The organism is uncultured Arthrobacter sp., assembly GCF_902805515.1.
GTDB lineage: Bacteria > Actinomycetota > Actinomycetes > Actinomycetales > Micrococcaceae > Arthrobacter_D.
Genome location: NZ_CADCTE010000199.1, coordinates 1 through 21,246, shown reverse-complemented (window position 1 = coordinate 21,246; position 21,246 = coordinate 1). Strand labels below are relative to the sequence as shown.

21 protein-coding genes are annotated in these 21,246 nt (G+C 70.5%); 17 read left to right on the top strand and 4 right to left on the bottom strand.

Annotated features, from left to right (window positions below):
- The 11 genes from QZX79_RS18130 to QZX79_RS18080 form a co-directional block, all read left to right on the top strand.
- The coding region (locus QZX79_RS18130; RefSeq protein ID WP_294570710.1) for a hypothetical protein at positions 1 to 220 on the top strand (220 nt) is incomplete at its 5' end.
- Positions 204 to 1,631: an NAD(P)/FAD-dependent oxidoreductase gene (locus QZX79_RS18125; protein ID WP_294570707.1), complete on the top strand. Its 1,428-nt coding sequence runs from the start codon at positions 204 to 206 to the stop codon at positions 1,629 to 1,631. The genes QZX79_RS18130 and QZX79_RS18125, both read left to right, overlap by 17 nt.
- Positions 1,628 to 2,398 (top strand): sulfite exporter TauE/SafE family protein, encoded by a 771-nt coding sequence (locus QZX79_RS18120; protein WP_294570704.1) that lies wholly within the window; start codon positions 1,628 to 1,630, stop codon positions 2,396 to 2,398. Before QZX79_RS18125 ends, QZX79_RS18120 begins: the two co-directional genes overlap by 4 nt.
- Before the next feature lie 111 nt (positions 2,399 to 2,509).
- Complete coding sequence (locus QZX79_RS18115) at positions 2,510 to 3,133, top strand: hypothetical protein (RefSeq protein WP_294570701.1); 624 nt, start codon at positions 2,510 to 2,512, stop codon at positions 3,131 to 3,133.
- Positions 3,134 to 3,278: 145 nt separating this feature from the next.
- Positions 3,279 to 4,112: a DUF4397 domain-containing protein gene (locus QZX79_RS18110; RefSeq protein ID WP_294570698.1), complete on the top strand. Its 834-nt coding sequence runs from the start codon at positions 3,279 to 3,281 to the stop codon at positions 4,110 to 4,112.
- Positions 4,113 to 4,180: 68 nt separating this feature from the next.
- Complete coding sequence (locus tag QZX79_RS18105; RefSeq protein WP_294570695.1) at positions 4,181 to 4,915, top strand: class F sortase; 735 nt, start codon at positions 4,181 to 4,183, stop codon at positions 4,913 to 4,915.
- A gap of 133 nt (positions 4,916 to 5,048) precedes the next feature.
- Positions 5,049 to 5,615, top strand: a complete 567-nt coding sequence (locus QZX79_RS18100) for an RNA polymerase sigma factor (protein WP_294570692.1) — start codon at positions 5,049 to 5,051, stop codon at positions 5,613 to 5,615.
- Positions 5,605 to 6,300: a TetR/AcrR family transcriptional regulator gene (locus QZX79_RS18095; protein WP_294570689.1), complete on the top strand. Its 696-nt coding sequence runs from the start codon at positions 5,605 to 5,607 to the stop codon at positions 6,298 to 6,300. Before QZX79_RS18100 ends, QZX79_RS18095 begins: the two co-directional genes overlap by 11 nt.
- A gap of 123 nt (positions 6,301 to 6,423) precedes the next feature.
- Positions 6,424 to 6,891 (top strand): carboxymuconolactone decarboxylase family protein, encoded by a 468-nt coding sequence (locus QZX79_RS18090; protein WP_294570687.1) that lies wholly within the window; start codon positions 6,424 to 6,426, stop codon positions 6,889 to 6,891.
- 184 nt (positions 6,892 to 7,075) lie between these two features.
- Positions 7,076 to 8,443 carry an NAD(P)/FAD-dependent oxidoreductase gene (locus QZX79_RS18085; protein ID WP_294570684.1) on the top strand — a complete coding sequence of 456 codons (1,368 nt, stop codon included), beginning with the start codon at positions 7,076 to 7,078 and terminating at the stop codon, positions 8,441 to 8,443.
- Positions 8,444 to 8,612: 169 nt separating this feature from the next.
- Entirely contained in the window at positions 8,613 to 9,479 is an 867-nt protein-coding gene (locus tag QZX79_RS18080) for an alpha/beta fold hydrolase (RefSeq protein ID WP_294570682.1), read from the top strand.
- Positions 9,480 to 9,515: 36 nt separating this feature from the next.
- On the opposite strand, the gene QZX79_RS18075 is transcribed toward QZX79_RS18080, so the two are convergent.
- The 4 genes from QZX79_RS18075 to QZX79_RS18060 form a co-directional block, all read right to left on the bottom strand.
- Positions 9,516 to 11,174, bottom strand: coding sequence for an ABC transporter permease (locus QZX79_RS18075; RefSeq protein WP_294570679.1), 1,659 nt, complete (start codon positions 11,172 to 11,174; stop codon positions 9,516 to 9,518).
- A complete protein-coding gene (locus QZX79_RS18070) occupies positions 11,171 to 12,073 on the bottom strand; it encodes an ABC transporter ATP-binding protein (protein WP_294570676.1) in 903 nt (300 codons plus the stop codon). Before QZX79_RS18070 ends, QZX79_RS18075 begins: the two co-directional genes overlap by 4 nt.
- Positions 12,074 to 12,100: 27 nt before the next feature.
- The gene (locus QZX79_RS18065; RefSeq protein WP_294570673.1) at positions 12,101 to 12,781 is read right to left on the bottom strand and encodes a TetR/AcrR family transcriptional regulator; all 681 of its coding nucleotides are present in this window, start codon (positions 12,779 to 12,781) and stop codon (positions 12,101 to 12,103) included.
- 80 nt (positions 12,782 to 12,861) lie between these two features.
- Positions 12,862 to 14,106 carry a PrsW family intramembrane metalloprotease gene (locus tag QZX79_RS18060; protein ID WP_294570670.1) on the bottom strand — a complete coding sequence of 415 codons (1,245 nt, stop codon included), beginning with the start codon at positions 14,104 to 14,106 and terminating at the stop codon, positions 12,862 to 12,864.
- Between the two features lie 96 nt (positions 14,107 to 14,202).
- On the opposite strand from QZX79_RS18060, the gene pyrR reads away from it, so the two are divergent.
- From pyrR to carB, 6 genes are all read left to right on the top strand, one after another.
- Complete coding sequence (gene pyrR, locus QZX79_RS18055) at positions 14,203 to 14,790, top strand: bifunctional pyr operon transcriptional regulator/uracil phosphoribosyltransferase PyrR (protein WP_294570668.1); 588 nt, start codon at positions 14,203 to 14,205, stop codon at positions 14,788 to 14,790.
- Positions 14,787 to 15,818, top strand: coding sequence for an aspartate carbamoyltransferase catalytic subunit (locus tag QZX79_RS18050; protein ID WP_294570666.1), 1,032 nt, complete (start codon positions 14,787 to 14,789; stop codon positions 15,816 to 15,818). Before pyrR ends, QZX79_RS18050 begins: the two co-directional genes overlap by 4 nt.
- Positions 15,815 to 17,170, top strand: a complete 1,356-nt coding sequence (locus tag QZX79_RS18045) for a dihydroorotase (protein WP_294570665.1) — start codon at positions 15,815 to 15,817, stop codon at positions 17,168 to 17,170. The genes QZX79_RS18050 and QZX79_RS18045 overlap by 4 nt, the downstream gene beginning before the upstream one ends.
- A 47-nt stretch (positions 17,171 to 17,217) precedes the next feature.
- Entirely contained in the window at positions 17,218 to 17,691 is a 474-nt protein-coding gene (locus QZX79_RS18040; RefSeq protein ID WP_294570712.1) for a hypothetical protein, read from the top strand.
- Positions 17,688 to 18,902, top strand: coding sequence for a glutamine-hydrolyzing carbamoyl-phosphate synthase small subunit (gene carA / locus QZX79_RS18035; RefSeq protein WP_294570663.1), 1,215 nt, complete (start codon positions 17,688 to 17,690; stop codon positions 18,900 to 18,902). Before QZX79_RS18040 ends, carA begins: the two co-directional genes overlap by 4 nt.
- Positions 18,902 to 21,246 (top strand): carbamoyl-phosphate synthase large subunit (gene carB, locus QZX79_RS18030; protein ID WP_294570661.1); only part of this gene is annotated, 2,345 nt, incomplete at its 3' end. The genes carA and carB, both read left to right, overlap by 1 nt.

Below are 21,246 nucleotides of genomic sequence, written 5' to 3'. Positions count from 1 at the left end.
GGCGCTGCAGGTCGAGCAGATCCACTGCTTTTCTCCTGCCCTGCCCGTAGACGGGGAATTCGCCCGAGAGCAGGTCGTAGAACGGAGCAAGGACGCTGTACCTGTCGGCGATGGGGTCCTCCTCGGTCCCGGCGGCCGGGGCGGCCGTGGGTACAGCATAGGCTGGACGGAAGTCCCCGGCCCGACGACGATGGAGGAAACCAATGGACGGAAGACGTGAGCCCGTCGACCTGCTGGTGATCGGCGGGGGGACGGCCGGGTTGGTGGGTGCGCGGACGGCCGCCCGGCTTGGAGCCCGCACGGTGCTCGTCGAACGCGCACGGACCGGGGGAGACTGCCTCTGGACCGGCTGCGTTCCCTCCAAGACGCTCCTGTCGGCCGCCGAGGGACCGGATGCGCGCCGGCCCGGGTCCGGCACGGCCACCGACTTCGCCGCTGTGCGCCGGCGGGTCGCGGACGCCATCGCGGCCATCGAACCCGAGGACTCCCCGGAGGCGCTCGAGGCCCTGGGCGCCACGGTGATCTCCGGCAGCGCCCGGTTCACCGGCCCCCGTGAGGCGGAGATCAACGGCACGACGATCCGCTTCCGGCAGGCCCTCATCGCCACCGGCGCCGCGCCGATCCTGCCGACGATCCCCGGGCTGGCGGCGGCACGTCCGGTCACCTCCGAAACGGTGTGGGACCTGGAGGAGCTGCCCGCCCGGCTGGTCGTCATCGGCGGAGGACCGGTCGCCTGCGAACTCGGGCAGGCCTTCGCGCGGCTGGGCTCCTCGGTCACGCTTTTGTCGCGGTCCGGCATCCTTCGCCGGGAGGACCGCGACGCAGCGGCCCTCGTCCGCTCCAGCCTGACGGCCGATGGGGTAATAGTGATCGAGGATGCCGCCGTCGAGAGGGTCGGCGCCGGGGTAACCGGCAGCACGGTCCATGCCTCGGGCGGACGGAGCTTCGACGCCGATATCATCCTCGTTGCTGTCGGCCGCGGCCCCCGGACCGCCGGGCTGGGGCTCGATTCGGCAGGAGTGGAATGCGACGACGCCGGCTACGTGCGGGTGGATGCCTCTATGCGCACGTCCAATCCGGCGATCTGGGCCGCGGGCGACGTCACCCCCTACCCCGACTTCACCCACCTGGCCGGAGTCCATGCGAGCACGGCCACCCTCAACGCCGTCCTCGGCGTTCGCCGGACCGTCGACACCACCATTCCCCGCGTCACCTTCACCTCACCCGAGGTGGCGGCCGTCGGCCAGACCTCGCCGTCCGGCAGGGGCTCCACCACGAGGACCATCGAGCACGCCGGCTCGGACCGGGCGATCACCCAGCAGGAGACCAGCGGGTTCACACGAATCGTCATCGATCGGCGCGGAAGGATTCTGGGCGGAACCATCGTCGGCCCCCGGGCCGGGGAATCCCTGGCCGAACTCACCCTCGCCGTGCACCAAAAGATGACGACCCGGGCGCTGACAGCGGTCACCCACCCCTACCCGACCTACAACGATGCCCTGTGGAACGCCGCCATCGCCGAAACCTACTCCCGGCTGGAGAGGCCGATCCCGCGGGCTGCCCTGAAGCTCCTCGTCGGGCTTAACCGCCGCAGGCCCCGGCGCGCCCGAAGGGACGGACACGGGGATTGATTGAATCGGCCGCCATCCTGCTCGCCGGCTTCGCGGCGGGGATGATCAACGCGGCGGTGGGCACCGGAACGCTCGTGACCTTTCCCGTCCTGCTGCTCCTCGGCTATCCCTCGCTGGTGGCCAACATCTCCAACAACATCGGCCTCGTGGCAGGTGGACTTTCGGGGGCGTGGGGCTACCGCAGGGAACTGGCCCCAAACCGGCGGCTGCTCCTTCGGCTGCTGCCGGCGTCCGCGGCCGGCGGGGTCGGCGGCGCACTGCTGCTCCTGGTCCTGCCGGCCGAGGCCTTCGCCGCGATCGTCCCGGTCCTCATCGCACTGGGCCTCCTGCTGGTCGCCTTCGGGCCGGCTCTCCAACGGCGCACGGCGCAGCGGAGCCGGGAGGGCCGGGGTTCGCAGCCGGGCAGGGGGCACGCCGGGCTGCTGGCCGGGGTCCTGGTCCTCGGCGTCTACGGCGGGTATTTCGGCGCCGCCCAGGGCGTCCTCGTCGTCGGCCTGATGAGCACCGTGACGGCGCTCGCCCTCCAGCAGATCAACGCGGTCAAGAACGTGCTGGTCACCGCGGTCAACGCGGTCGCCGCGGGGGTCTTCATGCTCGCCGCGTGGGAGCTCATCGACTGGATGGCGGTGCTGCTGATCGCCTGCGGCTCGCTTGCGGGAGGCTACATCGGTGCGCGCTACGGCCGCAGGCTCCCCCCGGTGGCGCTTCGAAGCATCATTCTCATCGTGGGGACGGCGGCCCTGGTGCGGATGGTGTTCTTCACCTGACGCCGGCGGCAGGGCGGGGGCATGGGGGTCCCGCTGCGGCCCGGGTCACGATCCGGGGCCGATTCCGCCGTACACGTTCCAACGCCCCGGGGAATCGGGGATCATGTCCGCATGAGCTTCAGGACGCTGATGTCCGTTGGTGCCGCCGCGGCTGTTGTGGTCGTCCTTTCGGGCTGCGGAGCCGATGCCCCCCGCCGGCAGGCGGCACCGGCGGATTCAGTCTCCAACGTCTCCGCCTCCGCCGAGCTGGTAGGGCAGGGAACTGTCCTGCAGAAGGACGGCGGCCCGGCCGAACTGTGCCTGGGGCCGGTGGCGGAGTCCTACCCACCCCAGTGCTCGGGACCGGTCATTAACGGCTGGGACTGGTCCGCGGTGGAGCAGTCCGAGAGCGCCTCGGGAGTGACCTGGGGGACGTATGCGGTGTTCGGGACCTGGGACGGCACCGAGTTCACCTCGACGCGGCCGCCCATTCCGCTGTCCCTTTACGACGCGATGCCGTTCGAGGACCCGCGGTTGTCCGGGGGCAGGACCGGTGCCGGTGACGAGCCGCAGCTCCAGCGCATCCAGCAGGAACTCCACGCCTCCGGCGACCCCGCCGTCCTGAGCTCATGGACCACCCAAGGCTTCCTGGTGGTCAGCGTGATCTACGACGCCGGTGACATCCAGCGCTCGCTCGACGAACGGTTCGGCCCCGACCTGATCCTGGTCCAGCCGGCGCTGCGTCCGGCAGGCTAGGCCGGGCGCCCTCCTGCTGGTTCCCGGCGGGCTTCGCTACTCTATTTGCCGAAAAATTGCCCGTTGTGCATCCCTTCGGCGCCGCTTCCGGGTAGTACCGGTGTCAGCAGAAACGCGCCCGGTCGGGCGACACAAAGGAGTTGTCATGCGAAGAAGCTTGTACACCGTTGGAACCGTGCTGGTGATGGGCGCCGCGGCCATGGCCGGTCCCGCCTCGGCAGCGGAGACCCAGTCCCAGGCATCGCTGTCAGTGCTGCACGCGGTCCCCGACCTGACGGTCGACGTCTACGTCAATGGGGCTCTCACCCTTGATGATTTCACCCCGGGCACGCTTGCCGGTCCGCTCCCGCTGCCCGCCGGAAACTACCAGCTGGCGGTGACCGCGGCAGACGCGCCCGATGCCTCCGCGCCGGTCATCGGTCCCGTTGACGTGACCCTTGAAGCCGGCGGCAACTACACCGCCACTGCCAACCTCGACGCCGCGGGGAATCCGACGGCCAACTTCTACACCAATGATGTCTCCCCGGTGGAGGCAGGCAAGGCCCGGCTGACCGTGCGGCATGTTGCCGCAGCTCCTGCGGTCGACGTCCTGGCCGGCGGTGCACCGATCGTCCCGAACCTGAGCAACCCGGGTGAGGCGTCGTTGAGCACCGCTCCGGGGACGGTGTCGGCAGCGGTCGCGGCCGCAGGCACCACCGAGCCCGTGATCGGCCCGGCCGACCTCAACCTCGCCGAAGGCACCTCGACGATCGTCTACGCATGGGGCAGCCTCGAAGGCGGAAACCTCGCACTGGCCACCCAGGTCATCGAGGGCCTTCAGTCGACCCCCGGGGCCGTCCCCGGCGGCCAGTCCGGTCTGGCCGCGCAGAGTGCGGAGAACAATGACGGGGCGGTGCTCGGCCTCGGCCTCGGCGCACTGCTCCTCGCACTTCTGGGGGGCGCCGCCGTGGCAGGCCGGAGGCGCACCGCCCGGGCCTGACACCTTGCGGGGTGTGCGTCGCAGCCGGACGCACACCCCGCCCAGCGCACGACCGAGGAACCCATCCTGTGCACCAGCAACGAAAATCCTTCGCACTGACTGCGGCGTCGGTCGCGGCCGGCGTGCTCACCATCTGCTGTTCGGTGAGCCTCTGGTCCGCCCCGGCGCCGCAGCAGGGCATAACAGCCGCGGCCGAGGCGGCGCCCCAGCGGGAGACCGTGGGCCCGGCGTCGCCGCCCGTGCTGCCCGAAGCGAACCCCACGCGGAAGCCAACGGGTGCGCCGCCGCCCCCTGCGCCCGTGCTGCCGCCCCCCGGAAAGATTCCGGTCCGGCCGGCCAGGGCCGCCGCCGAGCCTCCCCCCGTGCCCCCCGTGTCCCTTGACATCCCCAACACCGGCATCTCCGTCAACGTGGTCGATGTGGGGGTCGACAAGAACGATGCCATGGAAATCCCCAACAGCTTCTGGGAAGCGGGCTGGTACCGCTACGGGCCCGCGCCCGGCTCGAAGGCCGGAAACGCCGTCATCGCTGCCCACGTCGACAGCCAGACCGAAGTGCTGCCCTTCGCCCAGCTCAGGGCCGTGGAGCCGGGCACCGTCATCACCGTCGGCCTCGCCGACGGCCGGTCACTGCGGTATGAGGTGACAGAAGTGAAGAACGTGCCAAAGGCCACCCTCAACGGATCCGAGGTGTTTCGGCGCGACGGCCCCGCGCAGCTCAAGATCATTACGTGCGGCGGTAAATGGCTGCCCGAGAAGGGCGATTACGAGGATAATGTTGTCCTCACAGCCTTGCCCCTCTGAACGCGGTCTCAGTGCAGTCCCTCCGCCGATCAGTTGAACCCCACACCTCCCACACGCCGGGAGGAGGCAGCGAAGGACAGCAGGCCGTCTTTTGGCGCGGTGCCGGGCCCGCACTGCGCTAGAGGAGTGAAGCGTGACCTCTCCAGGCTTCGAGTGGACACCGCAGCTTGACACACAATTCTTCGCCGGGGACGAAGAAGCCCTGATCGCTGCCTATCGGCGGTTCGCCCCCTTCGTCTACACCGTTGCCCTGCGGTCCGTTGACGACCGGGCAGTGGCCGCCGACATCACGCAGGACGTGTTCGTGCGGGCCTGGCGCTTCCGGGACAGCTTCGATCCGCGGTCCGGCACGGTGCCGAGGTGGATCTTCGGCATCTGCCGGAACGTGGTCAGCGACAGTCTCTCCGCCCGGAGCCGGCACAACCATCTGGTGACCCGGTGGGGCATGCACACGGATCTCCGGAACTTTCGAAACCGCGCGCGGGAGGTGGACGCCGTCACGGACCGCGTGGCCCTCGACACGGAGCTTCAACTGCTGGGGGAGCCCCGCAGCTCCATCCTGCGGCTCGCCTTCTACGAGGATCTGACGCACCAGCAGATCGCGGTGCTGCTCAACCTTCCGCTGGGGACCGTCAAGAGCCATATCCGCAGGGGGCTCACGCACCTGCGCGGGCGATTGGGGGCCTGGCATGCGGCCTGATTCCGGTGCCGTCGGCCGGGCACCCACCACCCGGACACCCACCGCCCGGGTGGCCCAGCGCAGCCTGGCCGATCCCGCGCATCCGTTGATCGCTTCCCACGAGGCGGAGGTACGCGCACGCGTCCTGAAGGCCACCAGCGCCCTGGTTGACCGGCTCACCTACGACGCCGTCACCATCGACGCCGTCGCCAGGGCTTCGGGGGTGAGTAAATCGACCCTGTACCGGCACTGGCCCTCCCGCCAGCTGCTCGTCCTCGAGGCCTTCACCTACAAGACGAACCTGCTCACCACGGTCGAGGACACCGGCGATATGGGCCGGGACCTCCACTCGTACCTGGTGTCGCTGACCTACTGCCTCAAGGTCGGCGCGGCGGCGTCGACCGTGGCGAACCTCCTGGCGGAGGCGATCCGCAGCGAGGAATTTGCGGTCCAGTTCCGCCAGACGCTGGTGCGCGAACGCAGGCATGGGTTCCTGGTGATCCTGCGCCAAGGCCAGCTCCGCGGTCAGGTCCGCGACGACGTGGACCTGGTGATGGTGATCGACGCGGTCTATGGGGCCCTGCACCACCGGTTGATCGCCACCGGGCAGGACGTCGACGGGCCGTTCCTGCGGGCACTGACCCGCTTCGCCGTCGACGGTACCGCCACCGCACCGTACCGGGAGTCCTACAGGTCCCGGAACTAGGCCGCCGGGTGGAACGATCGGTGCCCCTTCGTCCCATTCCTGCGTCGGTCCGGGCCCCGCCGCGCGATAGTGGAACCGGCGCACCACCAGGTGCCGACACTCCAAGTCGAAGGAACCCACACCATGACGATCAAGGCGCAGCCCGGGCGGACCAACATCGGATCGGAGCACCCGAAGGCGTACAGGGCACTCGCAGCGGTGGCGAAGGGTGCCGATGAAGCCGCGCTCGCCGAAGGGCTCTCACCCCTGCTGATCGAAATGGTCAAGATCCGGGTCTCCCAGCTCAACGGGTGCGCCTTCTGCCTCCGGATCCACACTCTTGACGCCCTCGGGAAGGGCGAGAGCGCCGAGCGGTTGAGCCTGCTGCCGGCCTGGCGGGAAAGCGGGTACTTCGACGAAAAGGAACGCTCGGCACTGGCGCTGGCCGAATACATCACGGACATCCGCGACTCCCACTCCAACACGGGTCTCTACGAGTCCGCCGCGGCCCACCTCTCCCCGGGGCAGATGTCCGCGGTGTCATGGGTGGCCGTGGTCATCAACAGCTACAACCGCATCGCCATCAGCAGCGCCTATGAGGTCAATCCCTGACAGTTCACGGCGGGAGCGCCACCGCGCCGACGCCGGCCGCCACGGACCGGGCCACCCGGTTCGCTCCTCCGACCCGCAGGGCCGGAGCTCCGTCCCACCACCAGGGGACGGGTTTTCCGCCCGGGCACCGGCGCATCAGGTGCCTATTCCAGCAGTACCAGCCTGAAATTGGAGGCGCAGATCAATGCGCAGAATCCTCATCATCGGCGGCGGTTACGCCGGTTTCTACGTCGCCTGGCGGTTGGAGAAGTACCTCCGCCCCGGCGAGGCGCAGGTCACGATGGTCGATCCGCTGCCCTACATGACCTATCAGCCGTTCCTCCCGGAGGTGCTGGCCGGGTCGATCGAGGCCCGGCACAGCGTCATCCTGCACCGCCGGCACCTTCGAAAGACCCGCCTGCTGACCGCGAAGGTCAGCTACCTCGACCACGCGGCGAAGACCGCCACGCTCCAGTTCCCCGACGGGCACGAGGACATGGAGACCTACGACATCGTGGTCGTCACCGGCGGCGCGGTCACCCGCACCTTCCCCATCCCCGGGGTCGGCGCCCAGGCCGTCGGGCTGAAGAACATCGAGGAGGCCGTGTTCATCCGGGATACCCTGCTGCGCAATATCGACATGGCGGCGTCACTTCCCCCGGGCCCGGCCCGGGAGAAACTGCTGACCGTCGTGTTCGTCGGCGGCGGCTACGCCGGCATCGAGGCCTTCGGCGAGCTGCGGGCGCTGGCTACGGCCACGCTGAAGCGCTACCCGGAACTGAGTCCCGCCGAGACGCACTTCCACCTGATCGAGGCGACCGGCCGGATCCTGCCCGAGGTCTCCGAGAAGACCAGCCGGTGGGTGCTTCGGCATCTTGCCGCCCGCGGGGCGCAGGTGCACCTGAACACCCAGCTCGACTCCGCCGTCGAGGGGACGATCAGGCTCTCCACCGGCGAGGAATTCGAAACAGGCCTGTTGGTGTGGACCGCCGGAGTCCTTGCGAACCCCGCCCTCGCACGGCACACCGACCTTCCGATCGACGAGCGCGGACGCCTGAGGGCGCGGGCCGACCTGCGGGTGGGCACCGACGAGGGCCCGGTCGCCGATGCCTGGACGGCCGGAGACATTGCGGCCATCCCCGACCTCTCCGGAGGCGGCGTCGGCGGCTTCACCGTCCCGAACGCCCAGAACGCCATCCGCCAGGGCAAGCTGCTCGCCCGGAACCTGCGTGACACCCTGCGCGGCGGCGAGGCGAAGAGGTACTTCCACCGCAACCTGGGCGCGGTGGCCACCCTGGGCCTTGGCTCCGGGGTGTTCCAGTCGGGGCCGATCGTGGTCAAGGGATTCCCCGCCTGGGTGATGCACCGCGGATACCATGTGCTGGCCATTCCGACCTGGGAACGGAAGTGGCGGGTGCTGTGGGGGTGGTGGAACAACCTTTGGCTGGGGCGCGACACCGCCGGGCTGCGCGGGCTCCAGACTCCGCGCGGGACGTTCGAGGAGGCCGACTCCTACAGCAGGCCCCCGACCCAGACGGCTCCGGGAGCGACCGAAGCACCAACCGTCCGGTAAGCGGGCCCTCCTCGATGGCCTCGCGGCCGGCCGGGGCACTGCGCCCCGGCCGGCCCGACGTCGATTTGACCCGACGTCGATTTGACCCGACGTCGATCCGGCCCGTCGTCGATCCGGCCCGTCCAGCCGGATCGACGCCCGGGCGCGGGCGGGAATTTACACTGGGGCAATGGATGGGGTCCAGGTGGTAGGGACGTCCCTGGGGGACGTCGAAATCCTGTACCTGCCCGGAGTAAAGCCGCCCGTCCTGTTCTTTCCCGGGGGCCACTGCCGGGCCGGCAGCGACTGCGGCTGGAGCCTCTACACCTCGCTGGGCTACGGGGTGCTCGCGTTCTCCCGCCCCGGATACGGGCGCACCGAGGTGGGTCCGCTGACCGCCGCGGAGTTTCTTCCCGCTGTAGCCGAGAGCGCCCGGCGCCTGGGCATCGAGCGGGCCACCGCGGCGGTCGGGGTCTCCTTCGGGGGCCTGCAGGCAATCGCCACGGCCGTATCGCTGCCGCACCTCGCACCCCGGCTGGTGCTCCACAGCTGTGCCCCCTCGACCCACCCCTACCCGGACTCGCCCCTGCAGGCCCGGATCGCTCCGGTGGTCTTTGGACCGGCGCTTTCCGGGCTCGCCTGGAAGGCGGCCGCGCGAAGCGTGGCCACCGACGCCGGGCTGCGGCGCATGGCCGGAACGCTCTCGGACCTTCCGGCCGGCGCATGGTGGGACACCTTCCCGGCCGAGGACCGGCAGCGGGCCCGGGAACTCTTCCAGGGAATGGCGTCCGGGTCCGGGTTCGCCAACGACCTGCGCCAGGCCCGCCGTGCCCGATCCTCCTACCGCCGCCGGACCCAGGCCCGCATCGGCTGCCCCACCCTGGTGACGGCCTCCCGACACGACGGCGGCGTCGCCTACGCCCACGCCGAGGACTTCCGGGACACCATTTCCGGCGCACGGCTGGTGGAGCTGTCGGCGCCCAGCCACCTCTTCTGGCTCGGGTCCAGCCGCGGCGAGGCCGCGGCAGCGGTCCGGGACTTCCTGGCGCCGTCCTGATTCCGCCGAGCCACCCGGAGGGCCGGCCGGAGGAACCTACGCGGAGAGGTCCCGGCGGCGGAACGCCGGGACCGCCGCGGCCAGCAGCACCAGGGCGGTGAGGCCCATCAGCAGCAGCGGGGTGCCGTTCAGCGGAACCGAAGGCACCGCCGGCACCAGGCCGAACGGTTCGGCTTGAAGAAGGGCCTCCGGGAGCCGGAGGACCGGCCCGTAAAGGCCGATCAGCAGCGAGGCGATGAGGATCAGCCACACCCACCACGAACCCGTCCGCAGGCCGTAGGCCAGCGCAGCCAGGGCCGCGAAGCAGGAAACCAGGGGGAGGTAGGCCAGGGACGCCGCGGTGACATCCAGCGCCAGGTTCCCCGAGTCCGGTCCGACGGCGGACGCCGCCCCGGCTCCCAGCCCGAAGCCGGCGGCCAGCAGCAGCACCGCGTCCGCCGCGAGGGTGACGGCGAGGCAGTGAAGCAGCAGTCGAGCCCGGCCGGCCCCGGCAGCCAGCAGCAGCGCCGTGCGCCCCGAGTCCTCCTCCCGGCGCAGCCGGTTCACCGTGACCACCGCATGGACGGCGACCGCCATCGCAAAGTATCGAAGGAACGCCGAAAGGGCTGCCCGCAGGGGATCCCCGCCCGTCGAGCCCCCGATCACCACGGCGAGTTCGGGCCGGGCCTCGAAGCTCTCAACGATGGTCTGGCCCATCGACCCGGTGAGCAGGGCAAAGGCGAAGAGGCCGAGGCACCAGCTGAGGATGCTGCCTCGCTCAAGCCGAAGCACCAGCCCCGCGGGCGAGGCCAGGGCCCGCGAGCCGCGGCTGGGGCCCGGGTGGGCGGCGAGCAGGCCCGCGCCGAGGTCACGTCGGGAGGCCAGCAGGTACGCGGCCAGGCAGAGCAGCGCGGCGAGGACCACCGAGGGCAGCAGCGGCCACCAGCGCAGGTCGACGAAGGCCCGGGTCTGCTGGCTCCATCCGATCGGCGAGAGCCAGGACAACGCACTTCCGCCGACGCGCTGCGCGTCGCCGATCCCGCGGAGGAGGTAGGCAAGCCCGAGGGCCCCTCCCGCCAGGCCGGTGGCGCCGCGGGCCGACTGGCTGAGCTGGGAGGTCACCGCGGCTCCTGCGCCGAAGACAAGGCCGACGGCCGCGACCCCGGCGGCAAGGGCGAGCGAGTCGGCAGCGGCAAGCCCGTTGCCGAGCATCGCTGCGGCCAGGATGACGGCGACGGCCGCATTGGCCACCAGCAGGGCACCGAGCGCGGCCGTGAGCGGGGCGTACCGCCCCACGACGCCCGCCCGCACCAGCTCGGCCCGCCCGGATTCCTCCTCGGCCCGGGTGTGCCGGACCACCAGGAAAATCGACATCAGCGCCGCCGCGACCGCCAGCATGCCCAGCACCTCGTTGGCCAGCATGGCGCCCAGCGTATAGTTCTCCAGCCCGTACCCCGGACCGGAAAGCAGGGCGCCGGAGGGGTCCTTCAGGATCGCGGCGCGGGTCTGCAGGGCGGCCTGGTCCGGGTAGGCCAGCGGAAGGACCGCGCCGAAGTAGCCGACGAGTCCGCCCAGCGCCAGGGCCCAGAGCGGGATCCGGAGCCGGTCCTGCAGCAGGGCGAAACGGAACAGGCGCCCCGTTCCGGCGAGGGCGCCGGCGGCGCGCGCGCCCCGGAGCCCGTCCGGCTGCCCCCGGGAAGGGGCCTCCGTGCTCATGGGCGTGCGCCCTGCGCGTCCGGACTGTACTGATGGACGAACAGTTCCTCGAGGGTGGGCGGCGTCGAGGTGAAGCTGCGGATGTCCAGCGGCAGGAGATGCTCAAGCACTGCGGGCAGGGCGCCGTCCTCGACGCTGAAGAGCAGGCGCCCGCCGTCCCGGCGGACGTCGTGGACGCCCGGCAGCAGGGCGACACCCGACGGATCCTTCCCGCACACCACGGACACCGCCGCACGGGCCAGGTGCCGCAGCTCACTGAGGGCACCGGACTGAACGGTACGCCCCTGCCGGATTATTGTCACCCGGTCGCAGAGGGTCTCCACCTCGGCGAGGAGGTGGCTTGAGAGCAGCACGGTGCGTCCGGCTGCCTTGGCCTCCCGGACGCAGTCCTGGAACACCCGCTCCATCAGAGGATCGAGGCCGGAGGTGGGTTCGTCGAGCACGAGAAGTTCGACGTCGCTTGCAAGCGCTGCCACGAGTGCGACCTTCTGCCGGTTTCCCTTGGAGTACGTCCGGGCCTTCCTGCTCGGGTCGAGATCGAAGCGCTCGAGGAGTTCACTGCGGCGTCTGCCGTCGGCGCCGCCGCGCAGGCTCACGAGGAGGTCGACCGCCTCGCCGCCGGTGATCTTCGGCCACAGGTTCACATCCCCGGGAACATAGGCAAGCCTGCGGTGGAGCCGCACAGCTTCGGTCCACGGGTCCTCCCCGAAAAGCCGAACGGTCCCGGAGTCGGCCTTCGCTGCGCCGAGGAGGACCCGGATGGTGGTTGACTTGCCGGCTCCGTTGGGGCCGAGGAAGCCGTGGACCTCGCCGGCCTGAAGCCGCAGGTCCAACTCGTCCAGTGCCCGGACGGCACCGAAGTTCTTGCTCAGTTTGTGCACGTCAATGACGGGGCTCACGGAATGCTCCTGGTGGAAGGGCCGGGGTCAGCGGGGGGATTCTTCCTGTGGAGGGTCCGGCACGTACATCAGGTAGGAGTCGAGCATGGAGCGGTCGGTGGTGAGCCCCTGGGAGAAGAGTTCGAGGGTCGGCGATGCGTGGCGTTCGAGGTAGCCGCGCAGGATCGAGGAAAAGTCGTGGGGGTCCTGCGGCGGGTGCACGCTGAGATCGAGCAGCACGGAACCGAACCCCTGCAGGGCCAGGCAGCGGGCACGGGCCTTCTCGTCCCGGGAGGGGCGGATCGTGCCCGCTGCCACTCCTTCGGCGAGCCACCCCTCCACCTCCTCGGCGAAGTGGTCGAGGAAGGACCCGGCGGCGGATCCGCCCTCCTGGAGGCAGCGGATGGCGTAGGCCAGGAGGTGGGCGGACTCCTCGACGGTGGCCAGGCCCATCAGGCCCTCGACCGCCGCCGGCCCTCCCGTGGCCTGGCTCTTGTAGGAGCGGATCTGCTCGAGGACGTAGCCGTCGCAGGCTTCCCGGAGCCCGTCCTTGGAGCCGAAGTGGTGAAGGACGAGGGCCGGGCTCACCCCGGTCTCCCGGGCGATGGCGCGCAGTCCCACCCGGAAGCCGTCGCGCCCGAACAGCCGGACCGCGGCGTCGCGGAGACGTGCCCTGGCCGTCCGGTCCTCCGGGCGGTCAGCCCGAAGATAAGCGTCGGCTGAACGCATGTTCAGCATGCTAACCACCCGCACCGCGGCGCACTAGGGCCGAAAGGACCGGTCCTGTCCCGGGCGGGGCCCGGCAGGGCTCAGGGGCGTGCCGAGGCCAGCGAAAAGAGCCGCGACCGGTGGTGGGTCGCCGAATCCAGGAGTGCGCGTTCCTCGGCGGCATGCGCGGCCCGTGGCCGGCCGTTGACCATCCGCTGACGGGTGAAGGCGAGCCGGGTGGCAGCCCGGATGAAGGCCTTCATCTCGCTGCGGGCGCCGAACGACCCCGCCCAGGCGAGGGCCTGGGTCCGCCCCGGACCGGTGGCGAGCATCGACACCTCCTGGGGGGTGAACCAGCCGGCGTCGACATAGTCACCGAGCCGGGATTCGGTCAGCCGGCGCTCGGCCCGCCGGATCAGCACCACCGCGACGATCGCCACGCAGAACAGCGGGACCTGGACGAGCAGGTAGAAGGAGAAGAAATCGTCGAACAGCAGCACCGTCCCGCCGTTCCAGAGCATGTGCCCGGCAATGGCGGGAACCAGGCCAAGGAGGAAGGCCGGCAGCACCCGGGCCGGGCCGCCGCCCCGGCTGACCGCCCGCCCCACCACGAAGCCCAGGGCGGCGGTGAACATCACGTGGGCAAACGGCGAGAACAGCCCACGCAGCACGAACACGCCGACGACCGCACCCAGGGTTCCCGACTCCAGGATGGCCGAACTGAAGTAGAGGATGTTTTCGGTGAAGGCGAACCCCGCGGCGACGGTGCCGGCATAGACGATGCCGTCCACCGGCCCATCGAAGTGGCTGCGCCGGGAGTAGACGAGGATCAGCACCCCGAGTCCCTTGGCGCATTCCTCGACGACCGGGGCCTGCAGCACCGGGCCGAGAATGTCGGTCGAGGTTGAGTTCAGCGCCACGCTGAGCAGGCCAAGGACGTAGTTGCCCAGCAGCAGCGTCACGACCACCGAGATCCCCGCACCCCACAGGAAGGCGAACAGCAGCGCCCCGCGGGGTTCCGGATCCCAGCGGTCGATCCAGCCGATGCCGAGGGCGCAGATGGCCAGCGGCACCAGTGCCAGCACCGCGCACAGCACCAGCGCCGTCGTGCCAAGGGACTGCGACAGGAACCAGGCGAGCGCCGCGAGCACCAGCGCGGTGACGAGCAGCAGCACGACGTTGAGGGCGCCGGCTCCCCGCCTCACGGGCCGGTTCCACACCGGAGGCGGGGGAGCGGGCTGGTTCCACTGGGGCGCCGGCGGTGCCGGGTGCTGGGTGGAGGCCTCCCACCAGGAAAGCCCCTGGGGGCCGGGGCGGGCCGAGCCGGACGGATCGTAAAGCGACATACGCCCAGACTATTCGCCGTGAGTCCTGTGATACTTTTGAGAACGCAGCCAACCTTTAAATGCCGTCCTGTGAGGCGGGGAAGGAGGAAGCGTGATATGACCGTGCCCGCACCGCATGCCGGAGCCGCACCGCGCGTTGTTCTCGCCGAAGCCGATATAGACCGCGCGCTCACCCGCATCGCCCACGAGATCCTCGAAGCCAACAAGGGTTCCGCCGACCTTGTGCTCCTCGGTATTCCCCGCAGGGGCTACCCGCTCGCCCAGCGCCTCGCCCGCCGCATCGGCGCCGTCGACCCGTCCGTCGACCCCCGGGCCATCACCGGCCAGCTCGACGTCACTCTGTACCGGGACGACCTCCAGCGCAATCCCACCCGGCCGCCGCGGGCCACCCAGCTCCCGCCGACCGGGATCGACGAGAAGGTCGTGGTCCTCGTCGATGACGTCCTGTACTCCGGGCGGACCATCCGGGCCGCCCTTGATGCGCTGGCCGACCTGGGCCGGCCCCGCATCGTGCGGCTCGCCGTCCTGGTTGACCGCGGGCACCGGGAGCTTCCGATCCGCGCCGACCATGTGGGCAAGAACCTCCCGACCTCCTCGGCTGAGCGGGTGCGGGTGCACCTCGAGGAGATCGACACCGCCGCCGGACGCCCGGTGAACGAAGTGGTCATCGAGGGCGGCGCATGAAGCACCTCCTCTCCACCCATGACCTCGCCCTGCACGACGCGCTGCGCCTGCTCGACACCGCCGAGGAGATGGCGGCCGTGGGCGAGCGCGAAATCAAGAAGCTGCCCGCCCTGCGCGGGCGCACCGTGGTGAACCTGTTCTACGAGGACTCGACGAGGACCCGGATCTCCTTCGAGGCCGCCGCCAAGCGGCTCTCCGCGGACGTCATCAACTTCGCCGCCAAGGGCTCCTCGGTCTCCAAGGGCGAATCGCTCAAGGACACCGCCCAGACGCTCGAGGCGATGAGCGCCGACGCCGTCGTCATCCGCCACCCCGCTTCCGGCGCCCCCGCCCGCCTGGCCGCGTCGGGCTGGATCGACGCGGCGGTCCTCAACGCCGGCGACGGAACCCACGAGCACCCCACCCAGGCGCTGCTCGACGCCTTCACGCTCCGCCGCCACTGGGCGAAGGTGGCCGGCACCGGCTCTCCCGGCAGCGACCTCACCGGCATGCGGGTCCTGATTGTGGGGGACATCCTCCACTCCCGTGTCGCCCGCTCGAATGTGTGGCTCCTGAAGACCCTCGGTGCGGAGGTGACCCTGGTCGGCCCGCCCACCCTGCTCCCCGTGGGGGTCGACACCTGGCCCTGCACCGTCCGGTACAACCTCGACGAGGCGCTCGCCGACCGGCCCGACGCCGTCATGATGCTCCGGCTGCAGGCCGAGCGGATGAACGCCGCCTTCTTCCCCTCCACCCGGGAGTACTCCCGGCGCTGGGGGTTCGACGACGCCCGCCTCGCGGCGCTCGACACCCTTGGCCTCGGCGACACGGTCATCATGCACCCCGGACCCATGAACCGCGGCCTGGAGATCTCGGCCGCCGCGGCGGACTCCGTCCGCTCCACCGTGCTGGCCCAGGTGCGCAACGGCGTCTCGGTGCGCATGGCCGCGCTGTACCTGCTGCTTGCCGGCGGCACCCATGACGACCCGGCCGCGCCGACCGTCCGCGAGAACCCCGCACTTTCCCCCACGAAGGAGCCCGCAGTATGACCGGTGCAGAACCGACACCCGGAAACGGGTACCTGATCCGGGGCGCCTCCCCGCTGGGCGGACCCCGCCAGGACCTGCTGATCCGGGACGGACTCATCGCGCGGGTCGGCCCCGGCGCCGCCCCGGACCCCGGAACCCGCGTGATCGACGCCGACGGGCTGATCGCCCTGCCCGGCATGGTGGACCTCCACACCCACCTGCGGGAGCCCGGCCGTGAGGACGCCGAAACGGTCGAGACCGGATCGCGTGCCGCCGCACTGGGCGGGTTCACCGCGGTGCACGCCATGGCCAACAGTTCGCCGGTGGCCGACACCGCCGGCGTCGTCGAACAGGTGTACAGCCTCGGCGAGCGCGCGGGCTGGGTCGAGGTCCGCCCGGTCGGCGCCGTCACCGTCGGGCTGGCGGGGGAGCGGATGGCCGAACTCGGCGCCATGGCCGAATCCCGCGCCGGGGTGCGCGTGTTCTCCGACGACGGCATCTGCGTCTCCGACCCTGTCCTGATGCGCCGTGCCCTCGAGTACGTGAAGGCCTTCGACGGGGTGATCGCCCAGCACGCCCAGGAGCCCCGGCTCACCGAGGGGGCGCAGATGAACGAGGGGGAGGTCTCCGCCGTCCTGGGCCTGACCGGCTGGCCGGCCGTCGCCGAGGAGAGCATCATCGCCCGCGACGTGCTCCTGGCCCAGCACGTGAATTCCCGGCTGCACGTCTGCCATGTCTCCACCGCCGGGTCCGTCGAGATCCTGCGCTGGGCCAAGGCCCGCGGCATCCGCGTCACCGCGGAGGTCACCCCGCACCACCTGCTGCTCACCGACGACCTCGTGCGCAGCTACAACCCCGTCTACAAGGTGAACCCGCCCCTGCGCACCGCCGACGACGTGCAGGCCCTGCGCGAGGCCCTCGCCGACGGCACCATCGACGCCGTCGGAACCGACCACGCCCCGCACCCCAGCGAGCACAAGGAATGCGAGTGGGCGCAGGCGGCCATGGGCATGACCGGTCTGGAAACCGCCCTGTCCGTGGTGCAGCACGCCATGGTGGAGACCGGCCTGCTGGACTGGGAGGGCTTTGCCCGCGTCACTTCCACCCGGCCCGCGGAGATCGGGCGGCTGGCCCACCAGGGCAGGCCGCTGGCCGAGGGCGAACCGGCCAACCTCATCCTGGTGGACCCGGCGGCTCGCTGGACGGTCGACCCGCACCGGATGGCGACCATGGGCCGCAACAGCCCCTTCGCCGGGCTCCAGCTCCCCGGCCGGGTCCAGGCCACGTTCTACCGCGGCCACCCCACCGTCCTCGACGGCGCCCTCAATGCGCCGCTCACCCCTGCTGCAAAGGAAACCGCGTGGACTGGCTAGGCCCGCTCAGCCTCACCCTCCTGATCGTTGGTGCCGTCTTCGCCCTGATGGCCGTGGGCTGGCGCAACCGCCTGCGCCGGCAGGCCGCGGTGCCCGCCCCGCCTGCCGTCCCGGCCGATCCCGGCCCGGAGCTGTACCGGACCGAAGGCCAGTACGTGGCCACGACGACGGCGGGGGACTGGCTCGACCGCCTCGCCGTCCACGGCCTGGGGGTGCGCTCCGAGGCGGTCGTCACGGTTCACCCCGACGGCGTCCTGCTGGCCCGCCGCGGCGCCCCGGACGTGTACGTGCCGCGCAGCGACCTCACCGGGGTCCGCCTCGAATCGGGCATGACCGGCAAGTTCGTCGAAAAGAACGGCCTGGTCGTGCTCTCCTGGCGGCTCAACGGCGAAGGCGTCGACACCGGGTTCCGCACCCGCCACGCCACCGACAAGGCCCAGCTCCTCGCAGCGGTCGCCGCCCTCACCCCAGCCACCCCGAACGATTCTCCGACTGATCCCGAAGGCAGGAACTTCAAGTGAACCAACCCCCCACGTCCCCGGCAGCGGCGGTGCTCATCCTTGAGGACGGCAGGTCCTTCCGAGGCCGCAGCTACGGCGCCGAGGGCACGGCCCTCGGTGAGGCGGTGTTCGCCACCGGCATGACCGGCTACCAGGAAACCATCACCGACCCCTCCTACGCCCGCCAGCTCGTGGTGCAGACGGCACCCCACATCGGCAACACCGGGGTGAACGCCGCCGACGCCGAGTCACGGCGTATCTGGGTCGCCGGCTACATCGTGCGCGACGCGGCCCGCCGCCCGTCCAACTGGCGCTCCGAACTCAGCCTCGACGCCCAGCTCCGCGACCAGGGCGTCGTCGGCATCGAAGGCGTTGACACCCGCGCCGTGACCCGCCACCTGCGTGAGCGCGGCGCGATGAAGGCCGGTATCTTCTCCGGCGCCGCCGCCTCCCTGCCCGCGGCGCAGCTGCTTGAGCAGGTCCAGGCGCAGCAGTCGATGGCCGGAGCGCGCCTTGCGGAGGAAGTGAGCGCCGAGGCGGTGTACACCGTCGAACCGGCCGACCACGGGTGGGACGGCGAGCCCCGGTTCACCGTCGCCGCCCTTGACCTCGGGATCAAGACCATGACCCCGAAGCACTTCGCCCAGCGCGGAGTGCGCACCGTGGTCTTCCCTGCCGACACCTCCTTCGAGGAGCTTACGGCGGCCGGCCCGGACGGCGTGTTCATGTCCAACGGCCCCGGGGATCCGGCCACGGCCGACGTGCAGGTGGAGCTGCTGCGGCGGGTCCTGGAGCGGCGGATCCCCTTCTTCGGCATCTGCTTCGGCAACCAGATCCTGGGCCGGGCCCTGGGCTTCGGCACCTACAAGCTGCGCTACGGCCACCGCGGCATCAACCAGCCCGTCCTGGACCGGCGGACCGGCCGGGTCGAAATCACCTCCCAGAACCACGGGTTCGCCGTCGACGCACCGCTCGAGGGCCCCGTCGAGGCACCGCACGGCGGCTTCGGCCGCGTCGAGGTCAGCCATATCAGCCTCAATGACAATGTGGTCGAGGGGCTCGCGTGCCTCGACCTTCCCGCCTTCTCCGTCCAGTACCACCCCGAAGCGGCAGCCGGTCCCCACGACTCGGCCTACCTGTTCGACCGCTTCATCGACCTGATGACCGCCGCTCAAGGCGCACAGATCAGCCCCGACAGCACCGCCCCGAGCACCCCCCAGGAAGAGAACTGATGCCCCGCAGAACCGACCTCAAGAGCGTCCTGGTCATCGGCTCCGGCCCCATTGTGATCGGGCAGGCCGCCGAATTCGACTACTCGGGCACCCAGGCGCTGCGCGTGCTCAAGGAGGAGGGCCTGAGGGTCATCCTCGTCAACTCGAACCCGGCCACCATCATGACCGACCCCGAGTTCGCCGACGCCACCTACGTCGAACCCATTACCCCCGAGGTGGTCGCCAAGATCATCGAGAAGGAACGCCCCGACGCGCTCCTGCCCACCCTCGGCGGGCAGACCGCGCTGAACACCGCCATCGCCCTGGACAAGAACGGCATCCTCGAGAAATTCGGGGTAGAGCTGATCGGCGCCAATATCGCCGCCATCGAACTCGGCGAGGACCGGGAGAAGTTCAAGGGCGTCGTCGAACGCTGCGGCGCCGAATCCGCGCGCTCGGTGATCGTCCACACCCTGGACGAGGCACTGGCGGCCGCCGGCGACCTCGGCTACCCCATGGTGGTGCGGCCCTCCTTCACCATGGGCGGCCTCGGCTCCGGCCTGGCCTACACCGAGGCAGACCTGCGCCGGATCGTCGGGCAGGGCCTCCAGTACAGCCCGACCAGCGAGGTCCTGCTCGAGGAGTCCATCCTGGGCTGGAAGGAGTACGAGCTGGAGATGATGCGGGACAAGAACGACAACGTCGTTGTGGTCTGCTCCATCGAGAACTTCGACCCGGTCGGGGTCCACACCGGCGACTCCATCACCGTCGCCCCCGCACTCACCCTGACCGACCGCGAGTACCAGCGGCTGCGCGACATCTCCATCGCCGTCATCCGCGAGGTGGGCGTCGACACCGGCGGGTGCAACATCCAGTTCGCCATCGAACCCTCGACCGGCCGCGTCGTCGTGATCGAGATGAACCCCCGGGTCTCGCGCTCCTCCGCGCTGGCCTCCAAGGCCACCGGCTTCGCGATCGCGAAGATCGCCACCAAGCTCTCCCTCGGCTACACCCTCGATGAGATCCCGAACGACATCACGCAGAAGACGCCGGCCTCCTTCGAGCCGACCCTCGACTACGTGGTGGTGAAGGTTCCGCGTTTCGCCTTCGAGAAGTTCCCGGCCGCCGACACCACGCTGACGACCACCATGAAGTCGGTCGGCGAGGCGATGGCGATGGGCCGCAACTTCACCGAGGCGCTGCAGAAGGCGCTGCGCTCCCTTGAGCAGAAGGGCTCCCAGCTGTCCTTCGCCCCCGTGCCCGCCGGGGAGGTCCCCGGCCTCATCGAGGCGGCGAAGCGCCCGACGACGGAACGGCTCTCCCAGGTCCAGCGCGCGCTGCTGGGCGGGGCGAGCGTCGAAGAGCTGCACGAGGCCACCGGCATCGACCCGTGGTTCCTTGACCAGCTGGTCCTGCTCAACGAGACCGCCGAGCAGGTGCGCACGGCCGGGAACCTGAGCGAGGACATCCTCCGCCTCGCCAAGCGCCACGGCTTCTCCGACGAACAGATCGGCGCCCTGCGCTCCATCCCCGACGCCGTGGTGCGCGGGGTCCGGCACGCGCTGGGTGTGCGCCCGGTCTTCAAGACCGTCGACACCTGCGCCGCGGAGTTTGCCGCGTACACCCCGTACCACTACTCCTCCTACGACGAGGAGGACGAGGTGTCCGACCACGCCCAGCCGTCGGTGATCATCCTCGGGTCCGGGCCGAACCGGATCGGGCAGGGCATCGAGTTCGACTACTCCTGCGTGCACGCCTCCATGGCGCTGCGGCAGGCCGGGTACGAGACGGTGATGATCAACTGCAATCCCGAGACGGTCTCGACCGACTACGACATCTCCACCCGCCTCTACTTCGAGCCGCTCACGCTCGAGGACGTCCTCGAGGTGATCGCCGCGGAGCAGCGCACCGGGGGAGTGATGGGCGTCTTCGTCCAGCTGGGCGGGCAGACGCCCCTGAAACTGGCGCAGGAACTGGCCGACGCCGGCATCCCCATCCTGGGCACCTCCCCGGAGGCCATCGACCTGGCCGAGCACCGCGGGGCCTTCAGCCGGGTGCTCGACGCCGGCGGGCTGATCGCCCCGAAGAACGGCACCGCCGTCTCCTTCGAGGACTCCAAGAAGATCGCCGACGAAATCGGCTACCCGGTGCTGGTGCGCCCCTCCTACGTGCTGGGCGGGCGCGGCATGGAGATCGTGTACGACGAGCCGAACCTCTCCCGCTACATCGCCAACGCCACGGAGATCACCGCCGACCACCCGGTGCTGGTCGACCGGTTCCTCGACGACGCCATCGAGATCGACGTCGACGCCCTCTACGACGGCACCGAAATGTACCTGGGCGGAATCATGGAGCACATCGAGGA

Bases quoted from the DNA above. Each gene is read 5' to 3' on its own strand.
- QZX79_RS18075 (WP_294570679.1), bottom strand. From the start codon at position 11,174: ATGAGCACGGAGGCCCCTTCCCGGGGGCAGCCGGACGGGCTCCGGGGC.
- QZX79_RS18090 (WP_294570687.1), top strand. From the start codon at position 6,424: ATGACGATCAAGGCGCAGCCCGGGCGGACCAACATCGGATCGGAGCAC.
- QZX79_RS18050 (WP_294570666.1), top strand. From the start codon at position 14,787: ATGAAGCACCTCCTCTCCACCCATGACCTCGCCCTGCACGACGCGCTG.
- pyrR (WP_294570668.1), top strand. From the start codon at position 14,203: ATGACCGTGCCCGCACCGCATGCCGGAGCCGCACCGCGCGTTGTTCTC.
- QZX79_RS18125 (WP_294570707.1), top strand. From the start codon at position 204: ATGGACGGAAGACGTGAGCCCGTCGACCTGCTGGTGATCGGCGGGGGG.
- QZX79_RS18045 (WP_294570665.1), top strand. From the start codon at position 15,815: ATGACCGGTGCAGAACCGACACCCGGAAACGGGTACCTGATCCGGGGC.
- QZX79_RS18085 (WP_294570684.1), top strand. From the start codon at position 7,076: ATGCGCAGAATCCTCATCATCGGCGGCGGTTACGCCGGTTTCTACGTC.
- QZX79_RS18065 (WP_294570673.1), bottom strand. From the start codon at position 12,781: ATGCGTTCAGCCGACGCTTATCTTCGGGCTGACCGCCCGGAGGACCGG.
- QZX79_RS18115 (WP_294570701.1), top strand. From the start codon at position 2,510: ATGAGCTTCAGGACGCTGATGTCCGTTGGTGCCGCCGCGGCTGTTGTG.
- QZX79_RS18110 (WP_294570698.1), top strand. From the start codon at position 3,279: ATGCGAAGAAGCTTGTACACCGTTGGAACCGTGCTGGTGATGGGCGCC.
- QZX79_RS18040 (WP_294570712.1), top strand. From the start codon at position 17,218: ATGGCCGTGGGCTGGCGCAACCGCCTGCGCCGGCAGGCCGCGGTGCCC.
- QZX79_RS18080 (WP_294570682.1), top strand. From the start codon at position 8,613: ATGGATGGGGTCCAGGTGGTAGGGACGTCCCTGGGGGACGTCGAAATC.
- QZX79_RS18095 (WP_294570689.1), top strand. From the start codon at position 5,605: ATGCGGCCTGATTCCGGTGCCGTCGGCCGGGCACCCACCACCCGGACA.
- QZX79_RS18060 (WP_294570670.1), bottom strand. From the start codon at position 14,106: ATGTCGCTTTACGATCCGTCCGGCTCGGCCCGCCCCGGCCCCCAGGGG.